Source organism: Thermoanaerobacter ethanolicus JW 200, assembly GCF_003722315.1.
GTDB lineage: Bacteria > Bacillota > Thermoanaerobacteria > Thermoanaerobacterales > Thermoanaerobacteraceae > Thermoanaerobacter > Thermoanaerobacter ethanolicus.
This window is the reverse complement of sequence record NZ_CP033580.1, coordinates 2,148,704-2,165,440: the sequence shown is the minus strand read 5'-3', so window position 1 is coordinate 2,165,440 and position 16,737 is coordinate 2,148,704. Positions and strand designations below refer to the sequence as shown.

The window sequence follows — 16,737 nt, the reverse complement described above, 5'->3', positions numbered from 1 at the left end:
GAATTGACTCTTTGCAAATTTTGTGGCAAAGTTAATATATAAGGAATTAAATTAGTAAAGGGTGTGTTGTAAATGGGCGATAATTTGAGAAATGATATTTTGATGAGATTAAAGACGATAAAAGGGCACATAGCAGGGATAGAAAAAATGGTAGAAGAGTCAAAAAGTTGTGAGGAAATTTTATTGCAGATAGCAGCTGTAAAAGCTTCTTTAGAAAAAGTGGGCATGTCTATAATACAAGAGCATGCTAAGGAGTGTATATTAGCAAGTGAAGATGGAAAGGCTACCTATGAAGAAGTACAGCGAACTATTAATTTGTTAATCAAGTTTGCAAAATAGATAAAAGGGATGATGTCTATGGAAGTATACCTTGACAACAGTGCTACTACACGAGTTAGGAAAGAAGTTATAGAGAAAATGGTAGAGGTTTTAGAAAATGAATATGGCAATCCTTCTTCGTTACATTTGAAAGGGTATCAGGCTGAAAAATTGATGAAGGAAGCAAGAGAAAATGTTGCTAAACTAATTAACGGAGATATTGAGGGGATTGTTTTTACTTCTGGTGGTACAGAATCGAACAATCTTGCTTTAATTGGAGTAGCGGAGAGTTTGAGAAAAAAGGGTAATCATATAATTTCTTCCGCTATTGAACATCCCTCTGTACTTAATGTGCTAAAATATTTAGAGGAAAATGGCTTTGAAGTAACCTATTTAGCTGTGGATAAAACAGGAAAAGTAGATGTAAAAGACTTAAAAAGAGCTATAACTGACAAAACGATTCTCATTTCAATTATGGCTGTTAACAATGAAATAGGTACGATTGAGCCAATAGAGGAAATAGGTGAAATAGTAAAGGAAAGAGGTATAATTTTTCATGTTGATGCTATACAGGCAGTGGGAAAAATAAATATAGATGTAAAAAAGCAAAATTTAGATATGATTTCTTTAAGCAGTCATAAAATACACGGCCCTAAAGGTGTAGGAGCCTTATATATTGATAAATCAGTAAAGATTAGGCCAATAATTTTTGGAGGAGGACAAGAAAAAAATTTAAGGTCTGGGACAGAAAATATGCCAGGAATTGTGGGATTTGGTGTGGCTAGCAAATTAGCCAAAGAAAATTTCCACGGTAATGTAAGCAAATTAATGACCTTAAAGAAGCGACTTTATCAAGGCATAGTTTCTGAAATAAAAGATGTTCATTTAAACGGGCCAAATGTTGAAGAGGGAGCGCCACATATACTCAATATTTCTTTTGCCGGTGTGAGGGGAGAGGTGCTTTTACACGCTCTTGAAGAAAAGGGCATATATGTTTCTACGGGATCGGCTTGTTCTTCCAAAAAGAAAGGACAAAGTCATGTTTTAAAAGCGATAGGTCTTAAAGAGGACCTTATTGAAAGCGCTATAAGATTTTCCATTGGAATTTTTAATACAGAAGAAGAAATTGACTATACTATATCAGTGTTAAAAGAAAAAGTGAATTTTTTAAGAAAGTATAAACGGAGGTAAAATATGCAAGACATATTATTGATTAAATATGGAGAATTAGCTTTAAAAGGAGATAATAGGTCTTTTTTTGAAAATAAATTGATAAAAAATATAAAACATGCTCTTTCTGACTTTAAGGAAGTTAAAGTTGAAAAAACTCATGGCAGAATTTATGTAGAATGTGATGGAGATATTGAAGAGGTAATAGAAAGATTAAAAAAAGTCTTTGGTATTGTAGGAATAACAAAAGCTAAAAAAACCGATTTAAACTTGGATGAAATATTTAAAGCTGCAGTAGAACTTATGAAAGGACACGAAGGAAAGACTTTTAAAGTAGAGACTAAGAGGCCAAATAAGTCTTTTCCTTATAACAGCATGGAGGTCAGCCGCAGAGTAGGAGCAGCAGTATTGAAAAATATCAAAAACTTAAAAGTAGATGTCCATAATCCTGATGTGCTTTTAAATGTAGAGATAAGAGAAATGGCTTTTGTATACGCGGGAGTGATTGAGGGAATAGGAGGCCTTCCTCTTGGGACAAACGGTAAAGCGACTGTACTTTTGTCAGGAGGCATTGACAGCCCTGTAGCTGCTTGGATGATGATGAAAAGAGGCGTAGAAGTAGAAGCGGTTTATTTTCACAGTCCTCCTTATACCTCTGAAAGAGCTAAAGACAAGGTTGTAGATTTGTGCGAAGTCCTTTCTCAGTATGGCCAAAAGATAAAATTACATGTAGTGCATTTTACTGATTTGCAATTGGAAATTTATGAAAAGTGTCCACCAAGATTTACTACTATAATCATGAGAAGGATGATGATGAAGATAGCAGAAAAAATTGCTCAAAAGAATGGTTCTATGGCTCTAATCACTGGGGAAAGTTTAGGACAAGTTGCAAGTCAAACGATTGAAAGTTTATATGTAACCAATGCTTCTGTGTCTATGCCAATATTTAGGCCTCTCATTGGAATGGATAAGACAGAGATTATAGATTTAGCTCAAAAGATTGGTACTTTTGAGATCTCTATAAGACCGTATGAAGACTGCTGCACTATTTTTGTGCCAAAACATCCTGCTACAAAGCCTAAGTTAGACAAAGTAATAGAAGCAGAACAAAAAATGGAGTATCAAAAATATATTGATGATTTTGAAGAAGAGGTTGTAGAAGTTTAAGCCAAGCAGCTTTGCTTGGTTTATTTTTATCCTTTAAAAAATTAATTTTTTTAAACTAAAATTTAAAATAATTTAAAATTTTTATTGACATTTTTAAAATAAGTGTTATAATAAAAACAAGATGACGAATGTGAGCAGGCTTTTTATAATAAACTTGCCTTTTAAGAGGTGATATTAATGAATGAAGTAATAGGTAGATGTCCAGTTTGCAGTGAAAAAATGGTGGTAACAAGGCTGGAATGTCCTCAATGTGGAACAGCAATTGAAGGTAAATTTGAACTTTGTAAATTTTGCTATTTGTCAAAAGAGCAAAGAGATTTTTTGGAACTTTTCATACGGACGAGGGGAAATATAAGGGAAATGGAAAAAGAATTAGGCTTATCTTATCCTACAATTAGAAACAAATTGGACAATTTGATTGCTGCTTTGGGATATGAAGTTGAAAGAAGGCCTACAGTAGACAAAAAAGAAGTCCTGAAGAAGTTAGAAAGTGGTGAAATAACTGTTCAAGAAGCTTTGAAACTTTTAAAAGAATAGTAAGGATTAGGGGGCAAGCTCTATGAATGAAGAAAAAGAATTGATTTTAAAAATGCTAGAGGAGGGGAAGATAACAGCAGAGGAAGCGGCTCAATTGCTTGAAGCGATAGAGGGAGAAGAATTTTTTTATGAAGAAGAATTAGAAGAGGTAGAAGAGAAAGAGAAGGCAAATAAAAAAGAGGAAAGTTTTTCAAAGCTAGAAGAAATTCCTTTTAAAATAGAAGAGAAAATTGATAAGGCAATCTCTACAGTAAGAGAGAAAGAAAGAGAAATTTCTACTTTTGAGAGGACAGTTGACCGGCTGCTGGATACTTTTTTAGGAATATCTTTAGGAAAGACAATTGAAAAAGAATTTCGATGCGATAGTGTAGCGGAAAATACTAATATAAGAATAGAAGGGAGAAATGGAGAAATTTATATTGAAACGTGGGAAGAAGAGTATGCTTCTATTACCACAAGATATGTAGTTCCCAGAAATGGAGAAGAAGAAATTATATACAATTGCCAAAATGGAATATTAGAAGTAAAGAAGACTCCAAAGATAAAGGCTTTGAGTGTTAAAATGTATCTTCCTAAGGTTAAATATAAAAATATAACACTTTCTACTACAAATGGCAGAATTTCCATAGAAGGTATTGAAGGAGAAAGTCTGCAGGCTTACACTACCAATGGAAGCATTTACTTAGAAGAGATAAAGTTTTATCAAATAGAGAACCACACTACAAATGCGAAGATAGAGGTGGATGATGCTACTTGTGAAAGGGTTGTTTGTCGCACTTCTAATGGCAGTATAGCAGTAGAGGACAGTACTTTCAACGATGCAGATTTAAACACAATAAATGGTAAAATTATTGTAGAGGATTTTAAAGTCAATTCAAGCAATTCTTCCCTAAAGGCAAGTACTACTAATGGCAGTATCGAAATGGAGATTGCTGATGAAAAGGTTGGCGTTTCTTTTGATTTGAGCACAGTAAATGGCAAGTGTCAAGTGAAATTGCCAAGTATGTTTTATGAGGTAAGAGGAGCTACTCATCTTAAAGGGAAAACTCAAGACTATGAAAAGGCTTATAATAAAATAAATATAGTAGCTCGTACTGTCAATGGGAATGTTCATTTAGAGTGAGGGGGTATTTTTATGGAAGAAGAAAAAATGAGAATTTTAAAGATGTTAGAAGAGGGCAAAATAACAGCTGAAGAAGCGGCTGAGCTATTGAAAGCTATCGATGATAATGGGGGAGAAGAAATAAGTTCCAAAACAAGTCAAAAAAATAAATTCAAATGGATGAAGATAAAGGTTTATGACATAGTTAACAATAGATTAAAGGTGAATCTTGCAATACCATATAGTCTTGTCAACTTGGGAATGAAAATAGGAGGAAAATTTATTCCTTCTGAAGTTACAAATGCAGGTATAAATTTAGAAGAAATTCTTGAGGCGCTAGAAAAAGGAGAAACAGGGAAAATAATAGATGTATATGATGAAGAAGATGGGGAACATGTAGAAATAAGTCTGGAGTAACGTATAAAAATCGCCTTTTATGGCGATTTTTATACGTTAAATCTGAAGACTACTATATCCCCATCCTGCATCACATAATCTTTTCCTTCCAGTCTCATAAGTCCCATTTCTCTTGCTGCTGCCTGTGAACCAGCTTTTACTAAATCTTCATACGAGATCACTTCTGCCCTTATAAATCCTTTTTCAAAATCTGAATGAATTTTTCCTGCTGCTTGAGGTGCTTTTGTGCCTTTTTTTATTGTCCAAGCGTGGACTTCTTTTGGTCCAGCGGTGAAAAAGGTTATAAGTCCAAGGAGAGAGTAACCATGCCTTATTATGTTGTTAAGGCCAGGTTCGGCAAGGCCGTATTCTCTCAAAAGTTCATTTCTTTCTTCATCACTTAAAGAAGCTAATTCTTCTTCAATTTTTGCACTTATAACTAAAACTTGGGAATTCTCATTTTCAGCATATTCTTTTAGTTGCTTTACATATTGATTTTCTTCTCCTGAAATTAAGTCTTCTTCTGATATATTTGCTACATACATAACAGGTTTATAGGTAAGCAACATAAGTTGACTTACAAAACTTTTTTCTTCTTCAGTAAATTGAAGAGCCCTTACAGGTTTCCCTTCATCTAATCCTTTTTTTATTTTTTCAAGTACTTCCACTTCAAAGGCTGCTTTTTTATCATTTCGCGCAAGTTTTGATGTTTTTTGAAGACGCCTTTCAATAACTTCCATGTCAGCAAGTATAAGCTCTAAAGTTATTATTTCAACATCTCTTATAGGATCAATACTTCCTTCTACATGGACAATGTTGCTATCTTCAAAGCATCTTACCACGTTTAATATAGCATCAACTTCCCTAATATGAGAAAGAAATTTATTTCCTAAACCCTCTCCTTTACTTGCCCCTTTTACAAGTCCTGCTATGTCAACAAATTTTATAGTTGCAGGTATGATTTTTTGGGGATTTTCAATTTTTGACAAAAAATCTAACCTTTCATCAGGCACAGATACAATTCCGACATTTGGCTCAATAGTGCAAAAGGGGTAATTTGCACATTCTGCACCTGCTTTTGTAATTGCGTTAAACAAAGTGCTTTTACCGACGTTAGGTAGTCCAACAATTCCTATTTCCATTTCATCTTCCCTCCAATAGTTTTACATATGCATTATATATTACTCACAAAATTTTTTCAAATGTTTTTCATAAAAATTCCATAATTTAGCATAATACTTTTTAATAAAAGTGCAAAAATATATTTTGAGGAGGTGCATAGCTTTGAAAAAAATAAAAAGTATAATTACAATAATGCTTATTGGGATAATGATAATGGTTTCAATGGCAGGATGCAAAACTGCGACTAAAAAGCCTACTCCTGCCCGTTATACACCAGCCCCTACAAGGACTACTCCTGCGCCTTCTAAGACAGCCCCAGGATATACTGCACCTGCACCGACAACACCTACACCTGCTCCAACTGCTGTAAGAAAACCGACACCTGAGAGTGTAAGGGCTTCTAAGATAGCTTCAAATGTTGCCAAAATACCAGAAGTAAACAAGGCTACAGTGGTAATTTCAGGGACAAATGCTATTGTAGGTGTGGATATGAAGGCAAGGGTACAAGGCGCTCATGAAACTGATGTGAAAAAGAAAATAGAAAAAACAGTAAAAGACACAGATAAGTCTATAAAAAGAGTTTATATAACTGCTGACCCAGATTTGTACAAGAGAATAGATAATATTGCTAAGGGTATTTCAGAGGGAAGACCAGTTTCTGAATTTGCAAAACAGATATCAGAAATTATTAAGCGCATAACGCCTGGCATGTAAAAAACCTGGGAGTAAATTATCTGAACTCCAAATGAGGCAGGTCTTATAAACAAAGGCCTGCCTCATTGTATATATGTAAACAATGTAAAACTAAACTGTAATAATAGATAGGGTGCATGATGCATTATACGAATGAACCTTAAATACCTTTATCGTAATCTTCGCCATATCTACGTGCCAAAATGCCTTTTAAGCGTTGGACTTCTTTCTCTAACTCTTTTATACGCTTGTTTTTTGCAGCGATAAGGACATCTTTGCTTGCATCCGTCATCTCCCGTTTTACTTGCTTTAGAGAAGGTAGTCCTTCTTGCTGTTTTCGGAGTGTATCAATACGGTCATAATGGTTATCATAAAGGTATTTTTTTGAAACATTGGCTCTTTCAGCAACACTATTAAAGTTAATCTTCTCTTTTTCCTTCAAAAGTTGCTGTATGGCTTTATCAACTCTTTCCTGACATTTTTCCGACTTCTTTTCTCTGGCTTTAGCAAGACCTTCAGTATTTCGCTTATGGTCACTTGTCATTGTTTCTTTCCTCCCCGATATACTCACGACCTTTTTTACCTGCTTTATGGTGTATCTTTCCTTCCTTTAGTACCTTTAAAATCTCTTCATAACGCTTTAAAAGGCTCATATTCTTCTCAACCCATACAGTACGTCCTTGTGCTTTACCACGTTCAATAAGGGCCTTTGTCTCCTGTATTTCAAGTTCATACTGTGGTATAAAATCTGGAGTGGTACAAAGGTTTCTACAGGTAAGGCAAGGATTTAATTGTGTATGACATTCCTGCTTTTTAGGCTTCATGCAATACCCAAGAGGCATTCTCACAGCATCAAGATTGTGTCGGATGTACTCCCATTCAATTACATCCTCATTCTGTATGTCAGAAATATTAATTTTTTTGATTTTACCTGATTCGTCAATCTTGAATAGCCCCTGTTTTGTTGCTTCTTCCCATGATTTGCGCATGGTTGTATCAAGAATTTTAGCATAACAGAGTGTCATTTCAGGGGAAGCATGAGCCATCCACTTCTGAACATGCAAGATGTTCATTCCGTTATTGATTAATTCAACTCCTTTGGTATGGCGAAAAGCATGGTTGCCAAAGTGAAATACATTACCTTGGTCATCAGTAATATTTTGATTTTTAGAAAGACGATTAAGTGCCTGTTGTATTAAATATCCTTGAGGGCAACGGCCTTTTCTTTTTCCATCAAACCTGACAAACAATAGATGATTGGGATTGTTGTCATCTGTACTTTTTTCTTTGACTTCATCAACTACTGCTTGTACAACTGCATAGACTTCATCGGTAATTGGTATACGATGGTTTAAAATCTGTGTTTTTAGAATATCTCCACAAAGATACCAACCTTGGGAAGTACGGTCTAAACAAGTATCATAACGCAAATTAAGAATATCCGATATTCGCCAGCCACTGGCTCTTAATAGAAAAACAATTGGGATGTATTCAGAAGGTGTTAAATGCTCCAGATTATCTTCCAACTGTTGAAGAACTCTTTCAGGAATATATTTAATATCATTTTCGGGCTTTTGAGGTTTTCTTGGAATATCCTCTTTGAATAATAAACATACAGATGGTAATTCAGGTGCTTCTGGATACATAGCACGTTGAATATAATCAAGGAAGATTCGTAAGGAAATTAGATATTCAATGTGCCTTTTTTTCCAACCAATTGTATATTCTCTATACCAGGATAAATAGTTCTCCATATGTTTTCGTGTCAGCATAGTTAAGTTTTTCCATGTAGGCTCTTGAGCATGAATGTATTTTGTAAATAGGCGTAGAGCCATAATGTCTGCTTCGCATTGTCCCTGTGAATTGTTGGTTGTTCTAAATTTTATAAATTTTTTAACTAATTCTCGAAATTCTACTGGTATATCTGAAAAATTGAGGTAATAATTAGATTTATTTTCTGTTATCTTTGCTCCAGGTATCTTTCGGCAATCCCAAATATCCTTTTCATATTCATCACGAGTATCATAAAGATTGGTAAAGAAAGAATATAATTGGTTAAAAACCGTCTCGTATTGCTTATTTGAAATTTCTCCGTCATCATTTATACTCATACCCTTGTCAACAAGAAAAGAACGCCATTGTAACAGAGCCTTGTCATATGTAATATCTACAATACTGGCTATGTGAGGATAATATTCATTAAGAAATTCAGCAAAACGGTTTAATGCAATACCATATGCAACAACGGTAATGAGCCTAATTTCCTTTTCCTGCAATCGGTAAGCATACATATACTTAACTTCATTTTTGATTGAAGAGCTAAAGGATGAAAAGTCAATAGTTTTATTGGATAAACTCCACTTTGCAGGGCGTAAGTCATCAAAAAAGGAATCTCTAATATCCCAAACATCATTACCCCAATAACCACTCAATAACTTCCTAATTTCTTGCTTTTTTTCTACTGTTGGTTTAACTTGATATGCAACACTCACTTTTTATCATTCTCCTTGGTTTTATTTTTTAACTTCATACGTTTTTCAGCCTGTTCCCAGTCTTTACGCATTTCTTCTTCGTCTGGATGTGAATATATCTGCATAGGTGTTTGAACATTCGACCATCCGCCACGTTGCTTAATCTTTTCAAATCCCCAACCTTGCTTCCGAAGTGTATCAAAATGACTGTGACGAAACATATGGGGAGTTACATATATGCCCGTTTTTTCACGTAACCTTTTAAATAGTGAAGCCACATCAGGATATTCCATAGGTTGATACTTGTTTTTTCCTGAAAGTTTAATAAAGACATGGTTTGTATCTACTTCATCAGTGTGATACTCTGCAACATAGTCCATATACAGGTTCATTAGGTCAGCAGATACATCTATCCTTCTTGGACTGCAAACTGTTTTAATATCAGCAAGGTTAGGCAATTCACCCCTGTCTTTAAGGTCAATCTTCCTTGCATCAATGATGAAATCCTCAAGCCATAAGGATAAACACTCACCTATACGGAATCCACTTTCCCAGAGCAGTTGTATAAGGAACTTGTCCCTCAAATTAGAACAAGCATCTATCAATATAGCGATTTTCTCTTTTGAAATGGTTTTTGGGCGTTTTTTTGGGACTTTAACCTTTAAAATTTTCGTATTGTAATCCCTGTTCTTGTTAATATGATATAAGAAATCCTTAAATTCTCTCCGAGAACCTGGTATCTGCTTTTTAAGCCTTTGAGATAATTGTATAGAATAATCATCAATCTTCATTAGATAGTCATAAAACTCAATAACACTTGATATGTAGGCATTAACAGTATTTGCTTGTAAAACATCTTGCGAAGGCTTTATTGATGATACTTTTACATTCCTATGTGGTGTTTGTAGCCATCTCATGAACTCTGCCATATCGTCTATGCTTATATCACGATAATCTCTGTCTTTTTGTTGAAGAAACTCAAAAAACTCCTTCAAATGATAACAGTATGCACGAAGAGTGTTCCTTGCTTTTCCAGCATTATCTTTAAATTTTAAAAACCTATACACTGACTCTACTGGCTCACCGTCATCATCAACAAGCAAGTATCGCTTCTGTCCTCCTAGTATAACTATTTCCTCCACTCTCAAGGGAACACCTCCTATGCAAAAATATTAATATACCAAGTATACTAAATATACTACAATTATTCAATATATATTAATATTTACTTATGTATAAAAATAATAGATAGAGCATACACAAAATACTGTGTAGCCTATCTATTATCATAGTTTAGTTAATTTGCGCCTGATTTTTATTTTTTAATAGGATTCACAACGGAAAGCACACTATTCTCTTCTCTCAGATGATTTTGAAATCTTTCTCTAACATCTTCAAAGCTTATACTATAAAGCAGATCTAAATAATCCAGTAAATTTATTTCCTTCATATAAAAGTTTATAAAACTGTAAGCTATACTATCGACCGAATTAAATGTTCTTAAAAATTTTCCTATGTATTTTTTCTTTATTCTCTCAAAATCTTCTTCCTTTAAAAATTGTAGATTATTTATTGCATTTAAAATGATATCTCTCACTTTAAAAGGATCTTTAGATTGACCTCCTATTATAGAATAACCGTAATCTATCTCTCCACCGTAATCAAAGCTAAAAGTGCTGTCAATAAGCCCTTCATTGTAAAGCCTCTCATACAAGTCAGAACTTCTGCCTAATGCCATTTCCAAACCTATTTGTATCTCTAAATTTTTCTTTAATAATTTCTTTCCCCCAAAACCCACATCTGTATCTTTAAAACCTAGATTAAAAAGAGGAATGGATACTTGCATATCTTGTACAACTTCTTTTTTATAAACGCTTGAAGGCTCTTTAGGATATATCCTTTCTATTTCTCCCTGTTTTTTATCCTGTCTCACATTTTCTTTTATAACGTCAAGAGTTTTATCTATATCAATATCTCCTACAGCAAACAATACCATATTTTCAGGATGATAAAATGTGTAATAACATTTATACAAGATTTCTTTATTTATTTGCGAAATTGATTCAATCGTACCAGCTATGTCTTTTCTAACTGGATGTACATGATAAAGAGCCTCTAATGCGTTAAAATAAACTCTCCAATTGGGGTCATCTTGATACATCCTTATTTCTTGAGCTATTATTCCCTTTTCTTTTTCCACATTTTCATCTGTAAAATAAGGATTTTGTACAAACTTCACTAAAAGTTTTAGATTTTCATAGAAGTTTTCAGTACTCGCAAATAAATAAGCAGTTGTAGTAAAATTTGTATAAGCGTTAGCTGAAGCCCCTAATTTTGAAAACTGCTCAAAAATACTACCTTCTTCCTCTTCGAACATTTTGTGCTCCAAAAAATGCGCAACCCCATCAGGTACCTCCGTTACATTAGTATCCCCTGGAGCGATAAACTTACTGTCATTAGAACCAAAATGGGTAGCAAATATTGCAAACTGCTTTGTATAACCTCTTTTTGGCATTATATACACTTTCAGGCCATTATCCAATTCTTGTAAAAGTATTTTTTCGTCTATTCTCTCATTGTACAACTGCTGCATAATTATTCCTCCTTTTTGCCGGTCATAAAATACACCGTATCTAATTTAACCTTTTTAGCAACTTCCACTACGTCCTCTTTTGTCACCTTTTCTACTTTTTTAATAAATTCTTCTATATTTAAATCTGCTCCTGCAATTTTTTGTGACAAATAGTAGTCAGATTTAGAAGTAGCATTGTCTTTCATTGCATTCAAAGAGGTCTTTAAGGCTTTTATTGTGGAATCTAATTCATAATCTGAGATATTACCTTCTTCAATTTCTTTTAACTGTTTAAGTATTATATCAAGAGCTTTGTTGTAATTTTCTATCTCTATGCCGCAACTTACCACCATTAAACCTTTAAATCTCTCAAGCCTTGAATAAGCATAATAAGCAAGACTTGCCTTTTCCCTCACATTCATAAAAAGTTTAGAAAAAGGTCCTCCTCCTAATACACCACTGTATACCAAAAGAGGAAAATATTCCTCACTGTTAGCCGGCACATTAGTTCTAAAGCCAAGAGTAAGCTTCCCCTGGGTTACTTCTAAATTTTCTGTCACATATTTTACTTCCTTTACTTCTTTATATATATTTGGGGAAGGAATATTTAATATTTGTCCTCTTTGAAAAGCAAAATATTTTCTAAAAACCTCTTCTACATATTTAGGGTCTACGTTTCCCACTACATATATATCCATCGGCAAAGTATTAATACAATTTTGATAATAGTGGTAAAGATTTTTTTCATCAATAACCTCTAAGTCTTCACTCTTGCCTAATTCGAATATAGCAAAAGGCTCCCCTTTACACATCTCTTCATAACAACGGTCTACCGCATATTTGGTTTTGTCATTTATTCTTGAATCTATTAAATTTTTGTGAATCTCTTTTTCTTGAAGTACATAATCTTTATTAAAAGCATTTCCTTCTGTAAGAGGGTTGAAAACTAACTCTTTTAAAAATTTTACTCCCTCTTCTAAAATATTCTCTTTTATGTACTCCTCTTGAGGTAATTCCAATCTATATTGTTGAAGGTGCCTTTCTCCTTTTTTATACACAGAAACAGCCATAGTAGTGCCGTATAAGTTTTCTAAAAACTTCACCATTTCTTTATAGGTTTTAATACTAGAAGTACCCCTTTTTAAAACAGCAGGCAGCAAAGCGTATTTTGTAGCCTCTTTTCCTAATTGATTGTGGATATAAAGATTAATTGTCACTGTTTTAAATTTGTCTGTAGTATCTATGTACAAATTTATTCCGTTGTTTAATTGTTTCTCAATTAATTCCATGGAATCAACTCCTTCTAAAATAATCCAATTATTTTTTGATTATATGATAATTGTATCACAAAGTCAATAATACATAAACCCGGGGAAAAACTTAACTAAACTATGATAATAGATAGGCTACACAGTATTTTGTGTATGCTCTATCTATTATTTTTATACATAAGTAAATATTAATATATATTGAATAATTGTAGTATATTTAGTATACTTGGTATATTAATATTTTTGCATAGGAGGTGTTCCCTTGAGAGTGGAGGAAATAGTTATACTAGGAGGACAGAAGCGATACTTGCTTGTTGATGATGACGGTGAGCCAGTAGAGTCAGTGTATAGGTTTTTAAAATTTAAAGATAATGCTGGAAAAGCAAGGAACACTCTTCGTGCATACTGTTATCATTTGAAGGAGTTTTTTGAGTTTCTTCAACAAAAAGACAGAGATTATCGTGATATAAGCATAGACGATATGGCAGAGTTCATGAGATGGCTACAAACACCACATAGGAATGTAAAAGTATCATCAATAAAGCCTTCGCAAGATGTTTTACAAGCAAATACTGTTAATGCCTACATATCAAGTGTTATTGAGTTTTATGACTATCTAATGAAGATTGATGATTATTCTATACAATTATCTCAAAGGCTTAAAAAGCAGATACCAGGTTCTCGGAGAGAATTTAAGGATTTCTTATATCATATTAACAAGAACAGGGATTACAATACGAAAATTTTAAAGGTTAAAGTCCCAAAAAAACGCCCAAAAACCATTTCAAAAGAGAAAATCGCTATATTGATAGATGCTTGTTCTAATTTGAGGGACAAGTTCCTTATACAACTGCTCTGGGAAAGTGGATTCCGTATAGGTGAGTGTTTATCCTTATGGCTTGAGGATTTCATCATTGATGCAAGGAAGATTGACCTTAAAGACAGGGGTGAATTGCCTAACCTTGCTGATATTAAAACAGTTTGCAGTCCAAGAAGGATAGATGTATCTGCTGACCTAATGAACCTGTATATGGACTATGTTGCAGAGTATCACACTGATGAAGTAGATACAAACCATGTCTTTATTAAACTTTCAGGAAAAAACAAGTATCAACCTATGGAATATCCTGATGTGGCTTCACTATTTAAAAGGTTACGTGAAAAAACGGGCATATATGTAACTCCCCATATGTTTCGTCACAGTCATTTTGATACACTTCGGAAGCAAGGTTGGGGATTTGAAAAGATTAAGCAACGTGGCGGATGGTCGAATGTTCAAACACCTATGCAGATATATTCACATCCAGACGAAGAAGAAATGCGTAAAGACTGGGAACAGGCTGAAAAACGTATGAAGTTAAAAAATAAAACCAAGGAGAATGATAAAAAGTGAGTGTTGCATATCAAGTTAAACCAACAGTAGAAAAAAAGCAAGAAATTAGGAAGTTATTGAGTGGTTATTGGGGTAATGATGTTTGGGATATTAGAGATTCCTTTTTTGATGACTTACGCCCTGCAAAGTGGAGTTTATCCAATAAAACTATTGACTTTTCATCCTTTAGCTCTTCAATCAAAAATGAAGTTAAGTATATGTATGCTTACCGATTGCAGGAAAAGGAAATTAGGCTCATTACCGTTGTTGCATATGGTATTGCATTAAACCGTTTTGCTGAATTTCTTAATGAATATTATCCTCACATAGCCAGTATTGTAGATATTACATATGACAAGGCTCTGTTACAATGGCGTTCTTTTCTTGTTGACAAGGGTATGAGTATAAATGATGACGGAGAAATTTCAAATAAGCAATACGAGACGGTTTTTAACCAATTATATTCTTTCTTTACCAATCTTTATGATACTCGTGATGAATATGAAAAGGATATTTGGGATTGCCGAAAGATACCTGGAGCAAAGATAACAGAAAATAAATCTAATTATTACCTCAATTTTTCAGATATACCAGTAGAATTTCGAGAATTAGTTAAAAAATTTATAAAATTTAGAACAACCAACAATTCACAGGGACAATGCGAAGCAGACATTATGGCTCTACGCCTATTTACAAAATACATTCATGCTCAAGAGCCTACATGGAAAAACTTAACTATGCTGACACGAAAACATATGGAGAACTATTTATCCTGGTATAGAGAATATACAATTGGTTGGAAAAAAAGGCACATTGAATATCTAATTTCCTTACGAATCTTCCTTGATTATATTCAACGTGCTATGTATCCAGAAGCACCTGAATTACCATCTGTATGTTTATTATTCAAAGAGGATATTCCAAGAAAACCTCAAAAGCCCGAAAATGATATTAAATATATTCCTGAAAGAGTTCTTCAACAGTTGGAAGATAATCTGGAGCATTTAACACCTTCTGAATACATCCCAATTGTTTTTCTATTAAGAGCCAGTGGCTGGCGAATATCGGATATTCTTAATTTGCGTTATGATACTTGTTTAGACCGTACTTCCCAAGGTTGGTATCTTTGTGGAGATATTCTAAAAACACAGATTTTAAACCATCGTATACCAATTACCGATGAAGTCTATGCAGTTGTACAAGCAGTAGTTGATGAAGTCAAAGAAAAAAGTACAGATGACAACAATCCCAATCATCTATTGTTTGTCAGGTTTGATGGAAAAAGAAAAGGCCGTTGCCCTCAAGGATATTTAATACAACAGGCACTTAATCGTCTTTCTAAAAATCAAAATATTACTGATGACCAAGGTAATGTATTTCACTTTGGCAACCATGCTTTTCGCCATACCAAAGGAGTTGAATTAATCAATAACGGAATGAACATCTTGCATGTTCAGAAGTGGATGGCTCATGCTTCCCCTGAAATGACACTCTGTTATGCTAAAATTCTTGATACAACCATGCGCAAATCATGGGAAGAAGCAACAAAACAGGGGCTATTCAAGATTGACGAATCAGGTAAAATCAAAAAAATTAATATTTCTGACATACAGAATGAGGATGTAATTGAATGGGAGTACATCCGACACAATCTTGATGCTGTGAGAATGCCTCTTGGGTATTGCATGAAGCCTAAAAAGCAGGAATGTCATACACAATTAAATCCTTGCCTTACCTGTAGAAACCTTTGTACCACTCCAGATTTTATACCACAGTATGAACTTGAAATACAGGAGACAAAGGCCCTTATTGAACGTGGTAAAGCACAAGGACGTACTGTATGGGTTGAGAAGAATATGAGCCTTTTAAAGCGTTATGAAGAGATTTTAAAGGTACTAAAGGAAGGAAAGATACACCATAAAGCAGGTAAAAAAGGTCGTGAGTATATCGGGGAGGAAAGAAACAATGACAAGTGACCATAAGCGAAATACTGAAGGTCTTGCTAAAGCCAGAGAAAAGAAGTCGGAAAAATGTCAGGAAAGAGTTGATAAAGCCATACAGCAACTTTTGAAGGAAAAAGAGAAGATTAACTTTAATAGTGTTGCTGAAAGAGCCAATGTTTCAAAAAAATACCTTTATGATAACCATTATGACCGTATTGATACACTCCGAAAACAGCAAGAAGGACTACCTTCTCTAAAGCAAGTAAAACGGGAGATGACGGATGCAAGCAAAGATGTCCTTATCGCTGCAAAAAACAAGCGTATAAAAGAGTTAGAGAAAGAAGTCCAACGCTTAAAAGGCATTTTGGCACGTAGATATGGCGAAGATTACGATAAAGGTATTTAAGGTTCATTCGTATAATGCATCATGCACCCTATCTATTATTACAGTTTAGTTTTACATTGTTTACATATATACAATGAGGCAGGCCTTTGTTTATAAGACCTGCCTCATTTGGAGTTCAGATAATTCATAGCCTGTTTTTTTTATTTTTTTATAAAAATTTAGCAGGATTTTTTAAATTTATATAGAATAACATATTA

Annotated in this window: 16 protein-coding genes; 10 read left to right on the top strand and 6 right to left on the bottom strand. The window is 33.9% G+C overall.

What is annotated here, in order from left to right:
- Nucleotides 1-72 precede the first annotated feature (72 nt).
- From EB239_RS10865 to EB239_RS10840, 6 genes are all read left to right on the top strand, one after another.
- Complete coding sequence (locus tag EB239_RS10865; RefSeq protein ID WP_003870161.1) at nucleotides 73-339, top strand: metal-sensitive transcriptional regulator; 267 nt, start codon at nucleotides 73-75, stop codon at nucleotides 337-339.
- A gap of 18 nt (nucleotides 340-357) precedes the next feature.
- Nucleotides 358-1,509 carry a cysteine desulfurase family protein gene (locus EB239_RS10860; RefSeq protein WP_003870160.1) on the top strand — a complete coding sequence of 384 codons (1,152 nt, stop codon included), beginning with the start codon at nucleotides 358-360 and terminating at the stop codon, nucleotides 1,507-1,509.
- Between the two features lie 3 nt (nucleotides 1,510-1,512).
- Entirely contained in the window at nucleotides 1,513-2,655 is a 1,143-nt protein-coding gene (gene thiI, locus EB239_RS10855; RefSeq protein ID WP_003870159.1) for a tRNA uracil 4-sulfurtransferase ThiI, read from the top strand.
- A 177-nt stretch (nucleotides 2,656-2,832) separates the two neighbouring features.
- Nucleotides 2,833-3,192 (top strand): DUF2089 domain-containing protein, encoded by a 360-nt coding sequence (locus EB239_RS10850; RefSeq protein WP_003870158.1) that lies wholly within the window; start codon nucleotides 2,833-2,835, stop codon nucleotides 3,190-3,192.
- A gap of 22 nt (nucleotides 3,193-3,214) precedes the next feature.
- On the top strand, nucleotides 3,215-4,315 hold the full coding sequence (locus EB239_RS10845) for a DUF4097 family beta strand repeat-containing protein (protein WP_003870157.1): 1,101 nt from the start codon (nucleotides 3,215-3,217) through the stop codon (nucleotides 4,313-4,315).
- A gap of 12 nt (nucleotides 4,316-4,327) precedes the next feature.
- Entirely contained in the window at nucleotides 4,328-4,711 is a 384-nt protein-coding gene (locus tag EB239_RS10840; protein ID WP_003870156.1) for an SHOCT-like domain-containing protein, read from the top strand.
- 29 nt (nucleotides 4,712-4,740) lie between these two features.
- Here the strand turns inward: EB239_RS10840 and ychF are convergent, their stop codons facing one another.
- The gene (gene ychF, locus EB239_RS10835; RefSeq protein WP_129545143.1) at nucleotides 4,741-5,832 is read right to left on the bottom strand and encodes a redox-regulated ATPase YchF; all 1,092 of its coding nucleotides are present in this window, start codon (nucleotides 5,830-5,832) and stop codon (nucleotides 4,741-4,743) included.
- A 142-nt stretch (nucleotides 5,833-5,974) separates the two neighbouring features.
- Between ychF and EB239_RS10830 the strand changes: the two genes are divergently transcribed.
- Nucleotides 5,975-6,526 carry a YhcN/YlaJ family sporulation lipoprotein gene (locus tag EB239_RS10830; RefSeq protein WP_003870154.1) on the top strand — a complete coding sequence of 184 codons (552 nt, stop codon included), beginning with the start codon at nucleotides 5,975-5,977 and terminating at the stop codon, nucleotides 6,524-6,526.
- 139 nt (nucleotides 6,527-6,665) lie between these two features.
- Here the strand turns inward: EB239_RS10830 and EB239_RS15040 are convergent, their stop codons facing one another.
- The 5 genes from EB239_RS15040 to yfmF all read right to left on the bottom strand — a co-directional run bounded on the left by EB239_RS15040 (nucleotide 6,666) and on the right by yfmF (nucleotide 12,837).
- Nucleotides 6,666-7,049 (bottom strand): DUF6262 family protein, encoded by a 384-nt coding sequence (locus tag EB239_RS15040; protein WP_129545142.1) that lies wholly within the window; start codon nucleotides 7,047-7,049, stop codon nucleotides 6,666-6,668.
- Entirely contained in the window at nucleotides 7,039-8,997 is a 1,959-nt protein-coding gene (locus EB239_RS10820) for a tyrosine-type recombinase/integrase (RefSeq protein WP_003870888.1), read from the bottom strand. The genes EB239_RS15040 and EB239_RS10820 overlap by 11 nt, the downstream gene beginning before the upstream one ends.
- Nucleotides 8,994-10,118 carry a tyrosine-type recombinase/integrase gene (locus tag EB239_RS10815; protein ID WP_318261371.1) on the bottom strand — a complete coding sequence of 375 codons (1,125 nt, stop codon included), beginning with the start codon at nucleotides 10,116-10,118 and terminating at the stop codon, nucleotides 8,994-8,996. The genes EB239_RS10820 and EB239_RS10815 overlap by 4 nt, the downstream gene beginning before the upstream one ends.
- 173 nt (nucleotides 10,119-10,291) lie before the next feature.
- Nucleotides 10,292-11,569, bottom strand: coding sequence for an EF-P 5-aminopentanol modification-associated protein YfmH (gene yfmH / locus EB239_RS10810; protein ID WP_003871538.1), 1,278 nt, complete (start codon nucleotides 11,567-11,569; stop codon nucleotides 10,292-10,294).
- Nucleotides 11,570-11,571: 2 nt separating this feature from the next.
- On the bottom strand, nucleotides 11,572-12,837 hold the full coding sequence (gene yfmF, locus EB239_RS10805) for an EF-P 5-aminopentanol modification-associated protein YfmF (protein WP_003871537.1): 1,266 nt from the start codon (nucleotides 12,835-12,837) through the stop codon (nucleotides 11,572-11,574).
- 250 nt (nucleotides 12,838-13,087) lie between these two features.
- On the opposite strand from yfmF, the gene EB239_RS10800 reads away from it, so the two are divergent.
- Genes EB239_RS10800 through EB239_RS15035 form a run of 3 tightly spaced genes read left to right on the top strand, consistent with a single transcriptional unit; the run spans nucleotide 13,088 to nucleotide 16,540 of the window.
- Nucleotides 13,088-14,212, top strand: coding sequence for a tyrosine-type recombinase/integrase (locus EB239_RS10800; protein ID WP_318261371.1), 1,125 nt, complete (start codon nucleotides 13,088-13,090; stop codon nucleotides 14,210-14,212).
- Nucleotides 14,209-16,167: a tyrosine-type recombinase/integrase gene (locus EB239_RS10795; protein WP_003870888.1), complete on the top strand. Its 1,959-nt coding sequence runs from the start codon at nucleotides 14,209-14,211 to the stop codon at nucleotides 16,165-16,167. The genes EB239_RS10800 and EB239_RS10795 overlap by 4 nt, the downstream gene beginning before the upstream one ends.
- Nucleotides 16,157-16,540, top strand: a complete 384-nt coding sequence (locus EB239_RS15035) for a DUF6262 family protein (RefSeq protein WP_129545142.1) — start codon at nucleotides 16,157-16,159, stop codon at nucleotides 16,538-16,540. The genes EB239_RS10795 and EB239_RS15035 overlap by 11 nt, the downstream gene beginning before the upstream one ends.
- Nucleotides 16,541-16,737: the final 197 nt, after the last annotated feature.

Excerpts from the sequence above, each read along its gene's own strand:
- EB239_RS10865 (WP_003870161.1), top strand. The coding sequence starts at position 73 with ATGGGCGATAATTTGAGAAATGATATTTTGATGAGATTAAAGACGATA.
- EB239_RS10860 (WP_003870160.1), top strand. The coding sequence starts at position 358 with ATGGAAGTATACCTTGACAACAGTGCTACTACACGAGTTAGGAAAGAA.
- thiI (WP_003870159.1), top strand. The coding sequence starts at position 1,513 with ATGCAAGACATATTATTGATTAAATATGGAGAATTAGCTTTAAAAGGA.
- EB239_RS10850 (WP_003870158.1), top strand. The coding sequence starts at position 2,833 with ATGAATGAAGTAATAGGTAGATGTCCAGTTTGCAGTGAAAAAATGGTG.
- EB239_RS10845 (WP_003870157.1), top strand. The coding sequence starts at position 3,215 with ATGAATGAAGAAAAAGAATTGATTTTAAAAATGCTAGAGGAGGGGAAG.
- EB239_RS10840 (WP_003870156.1), top strand. The coding sequence starts at position 4,328 with ATGGAAGAAGAAAAAATGAGAATTTTAAAGATGTTAGAAGAGGGCAAA.
- ychF (WP_129545143.1), bottom strand. The coding sequence starts at position 5,832 with ATGGAAATAGGAATTGTTGGACTACCTAACGTCGGTAAAAGCACTTTG.
- EB239_RS15040 (WP_129545142.1), bottom strand. The coding sequence starts at position 7,049 with ATGACAAGTGACCATAAGCGAAATACTGAAGGTCTTGCTAAAGCCAGA.
- yfmH (WP_003871538.1), bottom strand. The coding sequence starts at position 11,569 with ATGCAGCAGTTGTACAATGAGAGAATAGACGAAAAAATACTTTTACAA.
- yfmF (WP_003871537.1), bottom strand. The coding sequence starts at position 12,837 with ATGGAATTAATTGAGAAACAATTAAACAACGGAATAAATTTGTACATA.
- EB239_RS15035 (WP_129545142.1), top strand. The coding sequence starts at position 16,157 with ATGACAAGTGACCATAAGCGAAATACTGAAGGTCTTGCTAAAGCCAGA.